Raw genomic sequence first — 15,268 nt, 5'->3', positions numbered from 1 at the left:
CCGCCAAACCGCGTCCCCGCCCCACCTGCCACCACCAGGGCGGCCACCGCGCCGTCGCGGAACGCCTGCTCTCCCAACGCACGGCAGGCTTCGTGGGCCGGGGTGCCCTCGGCGGGCAGCGGTTGGACATCCCCCGGCCGTGGCGGTTCGAGCGGGCCCGCCAGCGACAGGGCCTCCGTCAGCTCTCCGCGCTGGTAGCGGGCGAGCAGCGCCCGGAAGCTGGCCGCGTCGAAGCCGTCACGCGCGAGCCGGGGATCATCCAGTTCTGCATCCACATCCGGGGTCTGGGTCTTCACGCGCGGGAGGATAGAGCGCCCTCCACCGAAACGCATCGGCCCCACGTCCCAAGTCAGTACGCGGGCTTCAGCAGCCCTTCGATGGTGTGATGCTGCACCACGGTCTGGAGCGTATCGACCACGCGGTAGGTGAGGTGCTCGCGGACGCGGGGTGGCAGGGACTCCAGATAGCGCCGTGTCACCTGCAGGTCATGGTGGTTCGCGTTCGTCGCGTCCGGCGCATCCACGCCCACCACCAGCACCGGACGCGACTGGTCCGAGCGGTTGGCGGTGCCCCGATGGATCGTCAGCGCGGAGCGGGCGGAGAGGTCGCCCATGCGCGGCAGCTTCGGGACCGCTCGGGCGATGTAGCGCGGCCAGAGCTCGCGAGGGGGGAACATGCCCTTGGGGCAGCCCTCGAATTGATCCCACTGTGTCCCGGGCGCGACCTCGAACGGGCCCATCTCCGGGATGGTGTCCACGGCGGTCAGGTTGAAGGCCAGCGAGTTGAGGCGGCGGCCCTTCGTCGTGGCCTCCGGCGCGGCGAAGTCGCGGTGCCAGGGCTGGTCCGCCGCGCCCGGGAAGGGAACGTCGAAGCCCACCTCGACGATGCGATAGCCGGGGCCGAGCACCGCCTCGCAGACGGCGACGAACCACGGGTGCGTGGCGATGTCGACGAAGCCCCGGATGCGCTCCGGGTGCACCTCCACGTACCAGCGCTGCGGCCCGCGAGGCAGCGCACCGCCGGGGACCTGCCGGGCCTCGGCGAAGAGCGTCTCGATGTCCTCGCGCATCCGCACGGCCCAGTCGCGTGGGAAGGCGCCCTTCAGCCCGATGATGCCGTCGCCGTAGAGGCCGCGCAGGAGGTCGGCCGGCTCGTGGGTTTCTTGCGGTGCGTGCACGGTGCTCATGTTCCCTCTCCTCACTTGCCGGTCAGCGCGGCGCGGCCACGGGGCCCGCGGAAGGCATCCCGCCCTCGACGCGCGGCCATCCGTCCTTCCACGTGAGCCGGTCCATCAACATGGGGCGGCGCACCGCGCGGTCCTGGCCGATGACCTCCTCGACGTAGGGACGCCGCACGTCGATGGCGTGGTAGGCAATCCAGTCCTGCCCCTTGCGGTCGGTGAAGACGGAGTTGTGGCCCGGCGCGACCCACGCCTCGCTCCGGCGCAGCACGGCGCTGTCGGGCGCGCCCGTCGCATGCGCCAGCGTCTCGAAGGGGCCGGTGGGGGTGCGGGAGCGCGCCACCAGGGCCGCGTACTTCACGTCCTGCAGCGGGCCGTGGCAGCAGTTCTCGCCCGAATAGAAGAGGTAGTAGTAGCCGTCGCGCTGGACGACCCACGCGCCCTCGACCAGGGACTGGAACGGGACGCCCTTGTCCGCGCGCACCAGCTCCGTGGGAGCGCTCCCCTTCTTGAAGGAGAGCCCGTCCGCCGCCAGCTCCTGCACGCGGATGGGCTGGAAGCCCGAACCCCAGTAGAGGTACTTGCGCCCCGTGCGCGCGTCATCGAAGGCCATCGGGTCGATGTTGACGAAGGACAGCCCGCACACGAGCGGACGCCCGCTGTCGCGGAACGGGCCCTCGGGCTTGGACGCAGTGGCGACACCCAGGCAGAAGACGCCCTCCGGGCTGTCCACCGCGCCCCGCTCCTTCTTGAAGCTCTCCGCACGCTCGGGGTCCAGGGTGGCGGAGAAGTACAGGAAGAACTTACGCCCGCGACGGTGGACGTCCGGCGCCCAGAACATCTGCGTCGTCGACGCCCACGTGGGCTTCACGGGCAGCGCGTCGCCCACGCGCTCCCACTTCACGAGGTCGCGCGTGCGGGCCGCCTGGACGTTCTGCACCTTGCCGGCGACGGTGCCCTGCGTCGCGTAGGCGTAGTACCACCCACCGCCCGCGTCGAGGACGGTGGGGTCCGGGAAGTCCTCGTCGAAGACAGGGTTGGTATAGGTCGCGGCCGTCAGTGCGGCGCCGAGGACCAGCAGTGGCAGGAGTGGCATCCGAGGCTTTCGTCAGGCCGGGGTGGAGAAACGCGCTTCCACGACGAACGGCTCACACGGGCGGCCCTCCAGGTCCCGGAAGGCGACATGGAACTGGAGGGCCCTGCGCTGGTCCCCGTCCTTGGAGTACTCAGTGCCGTTGCGCCATGCGTGCAGGTACATCGCGTGGAGGCCCTCGCCCACCTGCACGAACGAGGGATGACCCGGGCCATTCCATTGCCCGCCGAGCGCCGGGCTCTGGCTGTCGATGAGGAGCCTTTCGTCCCGCACCTCGTGCGCCAGCAGGTCCACCTTCGCGACGTACGTGCGGTACTCGGCGTTGCCGAAGAAGCCCGCGCTGTAGAAGAGGTAGGACTGACCGTTCTCATGCACCACGAACTGGCCCTCGACCAGTCCGTCGTGATGCGGGCCATTGGTGAGCAGGACCTTCGCCGGGCCCAGGAGCGTGATGCGGCCATCGGACTCCTGCCGGAACGCATGCGACAGGATGGGCGTGGACGCCTTGTGGCGCTGCCCCGTCGCCGGGTCCGTCCACTGCAGCCCGTTGCCGTCCACCTTGGTGAGCAGGAACGTGCGCTCCTTCCCGTCCGCGCCGACCGCCGCGGCCACGTGGCCATCAATCATCCCCACCACGGGGTTCCCGCCGGCGGGCCCGCCCGGATAGCCAGGCGCCAGGTCCTTCACGCGGACGTTGATGTCCAGGAAGCCATGGTCCGTCCACTCGCCGTCGATGGCGGTGGCCGTGGCGTAGGCGGAGCGCAGGATGCCTGCGCGGTCCCTCGCGGTGTAGTGCAGCGTGAGCAGCCCGTGGCGCACGTCGATCTCAGGGGCCCAGCGAGCCACGACGAGGTCCCGGGGCAGGCCCGGAGAGAGCGGATCCAGCTCACCGGCGTTCCACCACGCGGGGATCCTTCCTTCGGGGAAGATGGCGCAAGGCCTGCCATCCTTCAGGTGCGGCACCCAGCGGCCGCCGTCGAAGCGATACAGCCGGAAGGCGAACGGCTGATCATTGGTGGTGGCCACCAGCCAGAGTCCCGCGGTGCGCGCGCCACCGGGGCTCGCCGCCGTCAGTCGCAGCACGAAGGGGTCTGGCAGCGTCTCATCGACGAGCGGTTCGGGGACCCTCGGCAGGTTCGCGACAATGTCGCCGAGCGTACGCGTCGCGTCCGGAGGAAGAACGGAAGATGTCATGGGGGCGCGTGATGCGAGTGGAGGCAAAGGAAACGTGGAAGGGGCTATCTGCGACGGGAGCGGCGCAGGATGCTCGCGGCCGCCCGCTGGGAATCCGCCAGGGCCTTGTCCGGATCCTTCTGGACCAGCCAGGTGGAGTTCAGCTCGTTGACCAGCAGGTCGCCCAGCGCACGCTGGTACTGGATGGGCGGCAGCGCCGTGGCGATGGTGGCGGTGCGCGTGTACTCCGCCCGGTGCGGCAGGGCCTTCATCGGTGCGCTCTGCAGCACCGAGACGCGCACCGGCAGGTGCCCGGTCCGGGCCCACTGGAGGCTGTTGTCGTTGAGGAACTTCAGGAAGGTGAGCGCCGCCTTCTGCTTCGCGGCATCCGGCTTCGGCTGCTTCGGCATGACCCATGTGTGGCTGTCGGACCAGACGGCCTCCCTGCCGTAGAGGGAGGGCATGTCCCGCACGACGTAGTTCTTGAGGCCTGACTTCGCCGTGGCGGCCTGGGCCGCGTACGTGTCCACACCCCAGGTGCCGTTCACCAGCACCGCCGCGTCGCCGGCGAGGAAGGCCTGCTGCGCGGCGGCGTAGTCGTGCTGGGGATTGGCGGCGCCCGCCGCGTAGAGCGCGTCCAGCAGGCGCAGCGCCTCCCGGCTCTCCTTCGACTCCAGCAGCGCCTCCTTCTTCTGCGCGTCCACGATGTTGCCGCCCTGCTGCCAGACCCAGCTGAGGTACTGCCAGGAGGGCATCGGGTCCGCGCCGGAGGGGATGGCGAAGTAGGCCTTGCCCGTCTTCGCCTTCATCGTCGCGGCGTGCTGCATCAGCTCGGCGGGGCTTCGGGGCAGCTTCGGCTGGCCCTGCTCATCCACGAGCCCCGCCTGGATGAACAGGTCGGCGTTGACGTGCCACAGCAGGGCGTGGAGGTCGAACGGCAGCGCCCAGAGCTCGCCGTTGGCGGTGACGCCCTCGCGCGCCGCCGGCACGAAGTCCGCGACGTCGATGCCCACCGCCGCGAAGTCCTTGCCCAGCGGCAGCAGGAGGTTTCGCACCTGGTAGTTCGGCAGGACGCTGCGGTGCATGACGGCGATGTCCGGCGGGGTGCGGCCCGCGACGTTGGCGCTCAGCCGGTCGTAGTAGACGCCCCACTCCACCGACTGCGTCTTGACGGTGATGCCGTCCGTGTTCTCCGCGTTGAACTTGTTGGTCAGCACCTGGACGATGCCGCACTCGCCCACCGCCTTCGTCACGTCCGTGACGTTGGCGTACGCGTCGCTGCAACCGCCAAAGAAGCGGAACAGGGTGATCTCCGTCCCGGCCTGTGCGGAGCTGGTGCCAAGCATCGCGGCCAGCAGGAGCGTCTTCATCTTCATGGGAGCGGCTCCATTTCCGGCTACTTGCCGCCAGTGATGGCGATGCCTTGCACGATGTAGCGTTGGAACACGACGTAGAGCAGGAGCATCGGGGCGCTGGCGAACACGGCCGACGCCATCAGGAAGCCGAGCCCCTCCGACATCGCGAAGTTGCCCTGCAACGAACCCAGTCCGACGCTGAGCGTGTACATCTCCGGCTGCGTCGCGGTGACGACGGGCCAGAGGAAGTCGTTCCACGCGAACAGGAAGGTGAAGATGCCCAGCGTCGTCAGCGCGGGACGCGACAGCGGCAGCATCACCGACCAGAAGATCTTGAAGCGGCCCGCGTTGTCGAGTTCCGCGGCCTCCTCCAGTTCGCGGGGAACCGCCTTGAAGAACTGCGTCATCAGGAACACGCCCATCGGCCCGGCCAGGCGCGGGGCAATGAGAGAGAAGTACGTGTTGTGCAGCTCCCAGTCCGCGAACATGGCGTGCAAGGGCACGAGGATGGCCTGCTCGGGCACCATGAGCCCGGCCATCACCAGCAGGAAGACGGCGCGGCGCCCGGGAAAGTCGATGCGGGCGAACGCGTAGCCCGCGAGCGACGACAGCAGCAGCGTGGCCGCCGTCATGCCCACGGCGACCACCACGCTGTTGAGCAGCCAGCGCGGCGTCAGGGACACCCGCAGCAACGTGGCGAAGTGCTCCAGGGTGCGCGGCCAGGGGATGATGCCGTTCGTGGAGCGCACCAGCTCCTCGTTGGGCTTGAGCGACAGGGTCAGCACCCACAGCATCGGCATCATCCACACGAAGGCGGCGGCCACCACCAAGGCGAGGATGAGGCGGTCCGTCAGGGTCCGGTTCATCGCCTCACTCCCCTTCCTGCCGCGACAGGCGGAACTGCAGCAGCGCCACGCCGAACATCAGGACGAACAACACCGTCGAGACGGCGGACGCGTAGCCGGAGCGCCAGTCGCGGAAACTCGTCTCGTAGATGAGCTGCACCAGCGGCCGGGTGGAGTTGGCGGGCCCGCCGCGCGTCATCAGCAGCGGCTGGCCGAACACCTGGAGGTGCATCACCGTCTGGAGCACCACCACGAGCAGCGTGGTGCGCGCGAGCGCCGGAAGCGTGATGTGCCGCAGCACCGCCCACCGCGACGCCTTGTCCAGCCGGGCCGCCTCGTAGACCTCCGGAGGGATCTGCTGGAGGCCGGCGAGGAAGAGCGCCATCGGGAGGCCGGCGGTCCACCACAGGGAGGTCACCATCAGCGCCGGCATCGCCCAGTCCTTGTCGGCCAGGAAGGCGATGGGCTGAAGGCCCACCGCGCGCAGGCCGTTGGCGATGAGGCCGCGGTCGGGGTTGAGCACCATGGCCCACACCAGGGTGACGACGGTGACGGAGAAGATGTTGGAGGCGAAGAACACGGCCCGCAGCGCGGCGTAGATGCGCAACGGCTTCTGGAGCGCCAGCGCCAGGACCAGGCCCAGCAACGTCGCGGCAGGGGCCGTCATGGCGGCGAACTGCAGGGTGCGCTTGAGGGCGTCCCAGAAGTACGGGTCGTCCCACAGCTCCACGTAGTTCAAGAAGCCGATGTACTCGCGATAGTCCCCGACGATCTCCCAGTCGTGCAGGCTCATCCACAGGCCGAGCGCGAAGGGGTAGAGCAGGAAGACGCCGTAGAACAGGAGGAAGGGCGCCAGGAAGGCATATCCGGCGACGGCGTTGCGCTGGCGCGCAAGGCTTCCGTTGCGCGAGCCGGCCTCAGGAGCCTGGACCGGGACGACACTCGTGGCCTGGACACTCATGCGGCGCTCGCGGCGGCGGGAGGCAGGGCCATTCCATCCGCGCCAAAGAGCCGGCCCTGGCCGGGTTCAATCGCGAGCGACACCGTGTCGCCAAGGCGGACGGTGCTGTCCCCCGTGTCGGTGGCGATGAGCGTGGCCCCGTCCGCCCCCACCACGTGCAGCAGCGTTTCGCGCCCCAGCCGTTCAATGGCCCGCGCGTGTCCCCGGAAGACGCCCTCCCCCGATGTCGGCCGGACGTGCTCCGGACGGACGCCGAAGGTGACAGGCGCGTCCGCCGCCAGCGTGCGGCCCTCGGCGGGGAGCACGGCCCGGCCGCCCGGCAGGGCGACCTCCACCACGCCGGGGCTGACGGCCACCACCCGCGCCTGGAGCAGGTTCATCTTGGGGGCGCCCATGAAGCCGGCGACGAAGGTGTTCGCGGGCGACCGGTAGACCTCCAGCGGCGTGCCCACCTGTTCGATGCGCCCGTCGCGGAAGACGACGATGCGATCCGCCATGGTCATCGCCTCGACCTGGTCGTGGGTGACGTAGATGGACGTCGCCTCCAGCCGCTGGTGGAGCTGCACCAGCTCCACGCGCATCTGCACCCGCAGCGCCGCGTCCAGGTTGGAGAGCGGCTCGTCGAAGAGGAAGACGTCGGGCCGGCGGACGATGGCGCGCCCAATGGCGATTCGCTGGCGCTGGCCGCCGGACATCTGCGAGGGGCGGCGGTTGAGCAGGTGTTCGATCTGCAGCGTCTTCGCGGCGCTCGCCACGCGCTCTTCGATTTCAGCGCGCGGCGTGCCGATGTTGCGCAGGCCGAAGGCCATGTTGCCGGCCGCCGTCATGTGCGGATAGAGGGCGTAGTTCTGGAAGACCATGGCGATGCCGCGGTCACCCGCTGGCGTGTCGTTGACCCGGCGCCCGCCAATGGAGATTTCACCGCCGCTCACCTCCTCCAGGCCGGCGATCATCCGCAGCAGCGTGGACTTGCCGCACCCCGAGGGGCCGACGAAGACGATGAACTCGCGGTGTCGCAGCTCGAGCGAGACACCGTGAATCACCGCCTGCGAGCCATATTGCTTCCGCACATCCCGAAGCAGCACATCCGCCATCGTTCACGTTCCTGGGGGGCGGCAAGCGCCCCGGACTGACAAGAGAGGTTCAGGGCTCCACACCCGGGGGCACGTCAGACGACGTTCGCCCCGTCCGCGGCCTGGCACACGTAGCACTGCGGCGTGTTCCCCGTGGCCTGCGCGTACTTCGCGTGGACGCTCTGGACGAACGCGTCGGCGTGCTCGGTTTCGACGAGCGCCACCGCGCAGCCGCCGAAGCCCGCGCCCGTCATCCGGGCGCCCAGGCAGCCAGGCTCCTCTCGCGCCAGCATGACGATGGTGTCGAGCGCCTCGTTGGTGACCTCGAAGTCGTCGCGCAGGCTGTCATGGCTTGCGTCCATCAGCTGGCCCAGCCGCGACAGGTTTCCGTCGCGCATCGCCTCGGCGGCCTGCACGGTGCGGTCGTTCTCCGTGATGACGTGCTGCGCGCGCTGGCGCACCAGCGGGTCCAGTGCGTCCTCCCGCTCCATGAAGGTGTCCCGGTCCACATCCCGCAGCGCCTTGACGCCGAAGAAGCGCGCGGCGGCCTCGCACTGGCTCCGGCGCTCGTTGTAGGCGGAGTCCACCAGCCCCCGGCGCGTCCCCGTGTCGAGCACGACGACCACGGCGCCCTGGGGAAGGCGCACGGGCTGGAGCGACAGGTCGCGGCAGTCGATGAGCAGCGCGTGGCCCTTGCGTCCGCCCGCGACGATCATCTGGTCCATGATGCCGGTGTTGAGGCCCATCCACTGGTTCTCCACGCGCTGGCCGAGCAGCGCCATGGTGGAGGGCTGCCACGGCAGGCCGCTCACCGTGGCGAAGGCGCGCAGCGTGGCCAGCTCCACGGCGGCGGACGAGGAGAGCCCCGCGCCCCGCGGCACGTCCCCGCCCATCACGCCCTCCCAGCCCTTCAGCGTGTGGCCGGCCTCCTGCAGCGCCCAGGCGACACCCTTGAGGTACTCACCCCACTCCTTGCCGGCGCGAGACAGCGGCCCGATCTCGAAGGACAGGGACTCGCCGTAGTCGAGCGAGTGGACGACGACGCGGCGGTCCTCGCGCGGACGCAAGGCGATCCACACCTCGCGGTCGATGGCGATGGGGAGCACGAAGCCGTCGTTGTAGTCGGTGTGCTCACCGATGAGGTTGACGCGGCCCGGGGCCCGCACGACGGCGGTGGGGGCCGCGCCGAAGCGCCGGTGGAAGTCCTGCTCGACCTGTTCGCGAAGCGTCATGGATGTATTCACCAGGGTGGGGACGCGAGTGGAGCTTCACGCTCCAGAGACGGAGAAGCGGTACACGGTGCGCGAGCGGTACTCTTCGCCCGGGCGCAGGATGGTGGAGGGGAAGGCCGGCTGGTTCGGTGAGTCTGGCAGGTGCTGGGTCTCCAGCGCGAAGCCGAAGCGGTGGTGGTAGACGGCGCCCCGCTTCCCCTTCAGCGTGCCGTCCAGGAAGTTGCCGGAATAGAACTGCATGCCCGGCTCCGTGGTGTGGACCTCCATCACCCGGCCGGTGGTGGGCTCCAGCACGTGCGCGGCCCGCGTCAGCGCGCCGGGCTGGCCCCCCTTGTCGAGCACGAGGCAGTGGTCATAGCCAATCCCGTTGCGCAGCTGCTCGTCGTCCTGCCGGATGCGCGCGCCAATGGCGGTGGGCCGCCGGAAGTCGAACGGCGTGCCCGTCACGTCGCGCAGCGGCCCCAGCGGGATGGACGTCGCGTCAATCGGGACGAAGCGGTCCGCGTTGAACGTGACGACATGGTCCAGGATGTCGCGCTGCCCGTCGCCCGCGAGGTTGAAGTAGCTGTGCTGCGTGAGGTTGACCGGCGTGGGCCTGTCCGTGGTGGCGTGGTAGTCGAAGACGAGCGCGTTGCCGGCGGTCAGCGTGTACGTCACCCGCGCCGTCAGCGTCCCCGGATAGCCCTCCTCGCCGTCGGGGCTGACGTAGGTGAGGACCAGGCCCATGCCCTGAGCATCCTCGAAGGGCGCCGCCGTCCACACCACCTTGTCGAAGCCCTTGAGCCCGCCGTGCAGGTGGTTCACCCCGTTGTTCGTCGCCAGCGTGTACTGCCGGCCGTCGAGCGTGAAGCGGCCCCGCGCGATGCGGTTGCCATAGCGGCCGACCAGCGCGCCAAAGTACGGGGACTCCGCCACGTAGTCCGCCAGCGCGTCGTAGCCCAGCACCACGTCGTCGAAGCGGCCGTCCCGGTCCGGCACGCGCAGGCTCAGGAGGATGCCGCCGTAGTTCGTGACGCGCGCCTCCATCCCCTGCCGGTTGGTGAGCGTGTAGACATCCACCGGCTGACCGCCCGGGGCCGTACCAAAGGGACTCCGCTCCACGCGGCCTCCTGCGATGAAGATGGGCGCGCGAGACTACGTCAGGCGATCTCGCGCCGGAAGCAAGAGCTGGAAACCCCGCTCCGGGTGAACCCGCGCACGTCCCCGGGTCCACGAATCACAGACAAGTGGACATAGGTCCAATCCATGACGCAGAGAGTCTTATCTTTCCTCTTGGCCCGGGACGCCACGAAACACTGATAACTCGTCTTGACACCCTCCAGACCCTAAGGCAGATGCCACCCGAACAAACCAGGATTGCATGAAATTTTAGGAGAGCACTGGATGCGTTTGAAGAAGTTTCTTCCTTGTCCGACCTCCCTCGCGCTGCTGATGCTCTCCACCGCCCCGTCCGGAGCCCTTGCGGCCCAGGCGGATGCGCCCCTGCGGACCGCGGAGAACACGCCGTCCGCCCCTGACGCCGGGACGGACGCCGGGACCGTGGTGCAGGCCCCCCCGCAGCAGGTGGACGCAGGCACGTACGCCGAAGCCACCGAGCCCTACGACGTCGGCGCTGACGAGTTCTACGAGGAGGTCGTCGTCGTCGGCCTCCAGCGCAGCATGCAGCAGGCGCAGACCATCAAGCGCGACTCCGACCAGATCGTCGACACGGTGGTGGCGCAGGACATTGGCAAGCTGCCGGACGTGACCGTCTCCGAGACGGCGGCGCGCATCCCGGGCGTCCAGGTGGACCGCGCCCGCGGCGAGGCGAACGGCCAGGTGCTGGTGCGCGGCCTGCCCGACCTCACGACGACCTACAACGGCCGGGAGATCTTCACGGCGGAGACGCGCAGCGTCGCCCTCGCGGACTTCCCGGCGGGCGGCATCGCGGCGCTGGAGGTCTTCAAGTCCACGACGGCCGATCAGGTCGAGGGCGGCCTCGCGGGCCTCATCGACGTGCGCTCCCGCCGGCCGTTCGACTTCGACGGCTTCGAGGTCTCCGGCGCCGTGCGGGGTTCCTACGCCAACCAGTCCGGCCGGGCGGATCCGAACGCCAACCTGCTCATCACCGACCGCTGGAAGACCGGCGCGGGCGAGCTGGGCGCGCTGGTCAACCTCTCCTACACCCGCCTCAACTACCTGGACTCCGCGCGCTGGAACACCGGCTTCATCAATCCCGGCACGGACGCCGTCACGGGCCAGCAGTTCGTCTCCCCGGACGTGGTGGGCATCTTCTACGGCGGAGGCCAGCGCGAGCGGCCGTCCGTCAACGCCTCCGTGCAGTGGAAGCCGAATGACGCGCTCGAGTTCTATGTCGACGGACTCTGGCAGGGCTACCGCGACCAGGTCTCCGACCGTCAGCTGGAGATGCGGCTGTGGGGCGACGGCCACCGCTACACCAACGTGACGCTGCGTCCGGGCACGACGGACCAGGCGCAGAGCATGACGGTGGAGAACGCCGCCCGGCCGTTCATGTTCCAGGGCGCCACCGAACGCAAGACGGACACCGTCCAGGTCGCCATCGGCGGCGTGTACGACGCGGGGCCGCTGCGCGTCACGGCCGACGTCGCGCGGACGAACAGCCGGTTCGACCTGTCGCTCTACAGCTTCGACCAGGAGCTGGCCACCTCCCCCACGTTCGACGTCAACTTCGACGTGCCCCGCGGGCCCGGCGGCATGGAGTTCATGCTGCAGGACTACGACCTGACGGACGCCGCCAACTACCGCTACGTCGGCTTCTTCGACCGCTCGTATGTCGCGGCGGGTGACGACTGGCAGGCCCGCGCGGACGCCGACTTGCGGACGGGCGTGTCCTTCCTCCCGACCATCGAGTTCGGCCTCCGGGCCACGACGCGCGACGCCTACCAGGAGAACGGCCAGCGCTACTGCGCCGACGATGACGGCGGCAACCCCGGCGCGCCCTGCGGCCTGGCGGCCGGGACGCCGCTCACCGACATGCCGGTGGACCTCCATGTGTTCCGCGGCGGCTTCCGCGGCGGCGGGGACATCCAGCGGACGCGCACGTGGGTGGTGCCGACGTATGACAGCCTCCGCAACAACGTGGAGCAGCTGCGCGCCATCCAGGGCTTCAACCCGGGCGACCCGGAGCGGCTGCGCATCTTCGACGCGAGCGAGCAGACCTATGCCGGCTACGGCCAGGGCCGCTATGCGTTCAAGATCGGCAGCGTGCCGGTGGACGGCGTCGTCGGCGTCCGCGTGGTGGGCACGCACACGGAGGTCTCCACCACGTCGGTGGACGGCGTCGTCCAGAAGGGCAGCGGCAGCTACACCAACCTGCTCCCCAACGCCACCACGCGCATCCGCCTCGTCCCTGGCGTGCAGCTGCGGCTCACCGCCAACCAGACGCGCACGCGTCCGGGCTTCGACCAGATGCGCCCCGTCACCCTCGGCTCGCCCCCGCCCTGTCTGAATGATCCGAACCCGCCGCCGGGCTGTCAGATCACCGGCAGCGGCGGCAACCCGGACCTGGAGCCCGTGCGCTCCAACAACTACGACGCCTCGCTGGAGTACTACTTCCTGCAGACCGGCATGGCGTCACTCGCCCTGTTCCACCGGGACATCAAGGGCTTCATCACGAACCTGGATGTGACGCGGGACGACCCCACCTACGGGGCGGACCGGGTGCGCGTGAACATCCCTGTGAACGGCGGCGAGGGCAGCATCCAGGGCTTCGAGGCGTCCGTCGGCACGTTCTTCGACTTCCTCCCGGAGGGCTTCGCGAGGGGCTTCGGCGTCTACGCGAACGTCACGTACCTGGACGACGAGCAGGCCTTCCCCACGGGCTTCAACCTGGCGCTGGGCGAGACGGGCCGCATCCCCGGCGTGTCCAAGTGGTCCTACAACCTCGTCGCCATGTACGAGCGCGACGGGCTCTCCGCGCGGCTGGCGTACAACCGCCGCTCGCGGTGGATCACCAGCTACGTCCAGAACCCCGACGGCGACGGCTTCACGGGCGAGTACGTGGACGGCGTCGCGCGGCTCGACTTCTCCGCGAGCTTCGCGCCCTGGAAGTCGAAGCCGCTGGACGGCCTCTCCTTCACGTTCGACGCGTCCAACATCCTCGGCAATCCCTACCGCAGCTTCCGGCAGTTCACGCCCGAGGGTGACACGTACCCCCGCGACGTGCGCTACGAGGAGAGCATCTTCGCGCTGGGCCTGCGCTTCCGCATCTAGCGCCCACCGGTCCGCGTTGGAGCTCCCTGAGCCGGGAGCTTCAGCGCGGGGCCAGGCGGGGCACGCCGTTCTGCCATGACAGTTCGGCGAGGTGCATGAAGCGGCCCTGGTTCGCGGGCCCGCAGGACGGGGTCGCGGACCAGGAGTGGAAGGCCATCAGGTCCTTGCCGCCGGCCTGGAACACGGCCTGATGACCGGGGCCGCTGAGGCAGGGCTGGGACGTGCTGGCGAGGAACGGATTGGTGGGCGCATCCACGCAGGGGCCCAGCGGCCCCTCGCAGGTGGCGTAGCCGACGGCGTAGCTCGACACGCGCTCCGAGTCCTGCCAGCCATAGTCCCCGGCGGAGAAGAACAGGAAGTACGCCCCACCCCGCTCCACCATGGTGGGCGCCTCCACCACGTGCCGCTCCCAGGGTTTGTCATTGCGCACGAGCGAGACAGGCTCGCCCACGAGCTGGAGTCCGTCCTGGGAGAGCCGCTGGGCGAAGAGCTCCGTCGGCTTGTTGAAGGCGGAGTGGTTCCCGTCGTTCTTGAAGTAGAGGTAGAGCTGCCCGTCCGGGGCCCGGAAGGGGCTCGCGTCGATGGTGCCGCCGAGCGCCTCCTGGCAGACGAGGGGCGCGGAGGCCTCCGACGTGAACGGCCCGAGCGGATCCTGGCTGGTCGCGGCGCCAATGCACTGCAGGCCATTGGCCGTGTGACGTGCGGTGAAATAGAGCACGTAGCCGGCGTCGGTCTTCAGCACCTCGGGGGCCCAGGTGAAGCCTTCCTTCGCCCACGTGGGCAGGACAGGCATTGCGTCGTGCTTGCGGCCGGACGCCCCCTCCTCCATGAGCAGCCGCCAGTTCATCAGGTCGGTGGAGGCCGCCATCTGCACGTTGGCGCCGTCATTCGTCGCATAGGCGAGGTAGCGCCCCTCGTGCTCGAGGATGAACGGGTCCGGGAAGTTGGCCCGGAACACGGGCGGGAAGGACACGCCGGCCCGAGGGGGCGTCTCGCTCTTCGTGGCACAGCCATTCAGGACCAGGGCGGCGGCGAGAACGCCGCGGAACGATGTGCTGCCGATGCCGGACAAGGGAGTTCTCCTGAAGGCTGTTTGTCTGGAGGGTATCAGGCGTCACCACGGTCGTGGAGCCACGCGTGATATCCAACCGCGCCATGCCGATCCGCTATCGCAACCCCGTCCACGATGGATACTTCGCCGACCCGTTCGTGCTGCGCACGCAAAGCGGTTACGTCGCCTATGGCACCGGGAAGGTCGTTGATGGACGCCCGTTCGAGGTCCTCACCTCCCCCGACCTCGTGCACTGGACGTCGGTGGGCGGCGCGCTGGAGCCGCTGCCGCCCGCCCAGGGTACGGACTACTGGGCGCCGGAGGTCGCGGAGCACGAGGGGCGCTGGTGGATGTATTACTCGGTGGGGTTCGAGGACCGGGGCCACCACCTGCGCGTCGCGGTGGCGGACGCGCCCACGGGCCCGTTCCGGGACCAGGGCATCAACCTGACCCCGAACGAGCGGTTCGCCATCGACGCCTCGCCGTTCCGGGATGACGACGGGACCTGGTACCTCTTCCACGCCCGGGACGTGCTGGAGGGAGCGCGGGTCGGAACGATGCTCGCGGTGGACGTGCTCGACGGGATGACGGCCCTGCGCGGCGGAGCGCGCACGATGCTCACGCCCTCGGATGACTGGCAGATCTACCAGCGCCAGCGCCCGATGTACGGCCAGGTCCATGACTGGCACACGCTGGAGGGACCGTCCGTCGTGAAGCGGCACGGGCGCTACTGGTGCTTCTACTCCGGAGGCTCATGGCTCACGCCGTCGTACGGCGTCGCGTATGCCGTCGCGGACCACCCGCTCGGGCCGTGGACGGAGCCAAAGGGTGCGCCCCGGCTGCTGCGCACGGTCCCCGGCCGCGTCCTCGGCCCCGGGCACAACAGCGTCGTCGTGGGGCCTGACGGTCAGGACGTGATGGTCTACCACGCGTGGGACGTGGGCCAGACGGCACGGCGGCTGTGCATCGACCCCATCGTGTGGACGCCGGAGGGCCCTCGGGTGCTCGGACCGACGGATGTGGAGGTCGAGCTGCCTCGGCGGTAGGTGCCAGGGTTGGGTGCTAACCTTCG

12 protein-coding genes and 1 pseudogene are annotated in these 15,268 nt (G+C 69.5%); 2 read left to right on the top strand and 11 right to left on the bottom strand.

Going from position 1 to position 15,268, the window contains the following annotated elements:
- The 10 genes and pseudogenes from D7X96_RS24945 to D7X96_RS24900 all read right to left on the bottom strand — a co-directional run.
- Positions 1-296, bottom strand: a pseudogene (locus tag D7X96_RS24945) (UTP--glucose-1-phosphate uridylyltransferase); the annotation flags it as partial.
- A 53-nt stretch (positions 297-349) separates the two neighbouring features.
- Positions 350-1,186: a phytanoyl-CoA dioxygenase family protein gene (locus D7X96_RS24940; RefSeq protein ID WP_120550136.1), complete on the bottom strand. Its 837-nt coding sequence runs from the start codon at positions 1,184-1,186 to the stop codon at positions 350-352.
- Between the two features lie 22 nt (positions 1,187-1,208).
- The gene (locus D7X96_RS24935) at positions 1,209-2,276 is read right to left on the bottom strand and encodes a glycoside hydrolase family 43 protein (RefSeq protein ID WP_121770892.1); all 1,068 of its coding nucleotides are present in this window, start codon (positions 2,274-2,276) and stop codon (positions 1,209-1,211) included.
- A 12-nt stretch (positions 2,277-2,288) separates the two neighbouring features.
- Entirely contained in the window at positions 2,289-3,467 is a 1,179-nt protein-coding gene (locus tag D7X96_RS24930) for a glycoside hydrolase family protein (protein ID WP_121770891.1), read from the bottom strand.
- 44 nt (positions 3,468-3,511) lie between these two features.
- Complete coding sequence (locus D7X96_RS24925; RefSeq protein WP_121770890.1) at positions 3,512-4,822, bottom strand: extracellular solute-binding protein; 1,311 nt, start codon at positions 4,820-4,822, stop codon at positions 3,512-3,514.
- 20 nt (positions 4,823-4,842) lie between these two features.
- Positions 4,843-5,667 carry a carbohydrate ABC transporter permease gene (locus D7X96_RS24920; RefSeq protein ID WP_121770889.1) on the bottom strand — a complete coding sequence of 275 codons (825 nt, stop codon included), beginning with the start codon at positions 5,665-5,667 and terminating at the stop codon, positions 4,843-4,845.
- A gap of 4 nt (positions 5,668-5,671) precedes the next feature.
- On the bottom strand, positions 5,672-6,607 hold the full coding sequence (locus D7X96_RS24915; RefSeq protein ID WP_121724890.1) for a carbohydrate ABC transporter permease: 936 nt from the start codon (positions 6,605-6,607) through the stop codon (positions 5,672-5,674).
- Positions 6,604-7,701 (bottom strand): ABC transporter ATP-binding protein, encoded by a 1,098-nt coding sequence (locus D7X96_RS24910; protein WP_121770888.1) that lies wholly within the window; start codon positions 7,699-7,701, stop codon positions 6,604-6,606. The genes D7X96_RS24915 and D7X96_RS24910 overlap by 4 nt, the downstream gene beginning before the upstream one ends.
- Before the next feature lie 74 nt (positions 7,702-7,775).
- Positions 7,776-8,912: a galactokinase gene (gene galK / locus D7X96_RS24905; RefSeq protein ID WP_120550129.1), complete on the bottom strand. Its 1,137-nt coding sequence runs from the start codon at positions 8,910-8,912 to the stop codon at positions 7,776-7,778.
- Between the two features lie 36 nt (positions 8,913-8,948).
- Positions 8,949-10,013, bottom strand: a complete 1,065-nt coding sequence (locus D7X96_RS24900) for an aldose epimerase family protein (RefSeq protein WP_120550128.1) — start codon at positions 10,011-10,013, stop codon at positions 8,949-8,951.
- A gap of 282 nt (positions 10,014-10,295) precedes the next feature.
- Here D7X96_RS24900 and D7X96_RS24895 point away from each other — a divergent pair, with 282 nt between their 5' ends.
- On the top strand, positions 10,296-13,145 hold the full coding sequence (locus tag D7X96_RS24895) for a TonB-dependent receptor (protein ID WP_121723051.1): 2,850 nt from the start codon (positions 10,296-10,298) through the stop codon (positions 13,143-13,145).
- Between the two features lie 40 nt (positions 13,146-13,185).
- Here the strand turns inward: D7X96_RS24895 and D7X96_RS24890 are convergent, their stop codons facing one another.
- Positions 13,186-14,217, bottom strand: coding sequence for a glycoside hydrolase family 43 protein (locus D7X96_RS24890; RefSeq protein ID WP_121770887.1), 1,032 nt, complete (start codon positions 14,215-14,217; stop codon positions 13,186-13,188).
- 83 nt (positions 14,218-14,300) lie between these two features.
- Here D7X96_RS24890 and D7X96_RS24885 point away from each other — a divergent pair, with 83 nt between their 5' ends.
- Positions 14,301-15,242: a glycoside hydrolase family 43 protein gene (locus tag D7X96_RS24885; RefSeq protein WP_121770886.1), complete on the top strand. Its 942-nt coding sequence runs from the start codon at positions 14,301-14,303 to the stop codon at positions 15,240-15,242.
- Positions 15,243-15,268 lie beyond the last annotated feature (26 nt).

This window comes from Corallococcus interemptor, from assembly GCF_003668875.1.
Lineage (GTDB): Bacteria > Myxococcota > Myxococcia > Myxococcales > Myxococcaceae > Corallococcus > Corallococcus interemptor.
Note: the sequence above shows the minus strand (reverse complement) of the source record. Positions and strands in the feature narration are given on the sequence as shown.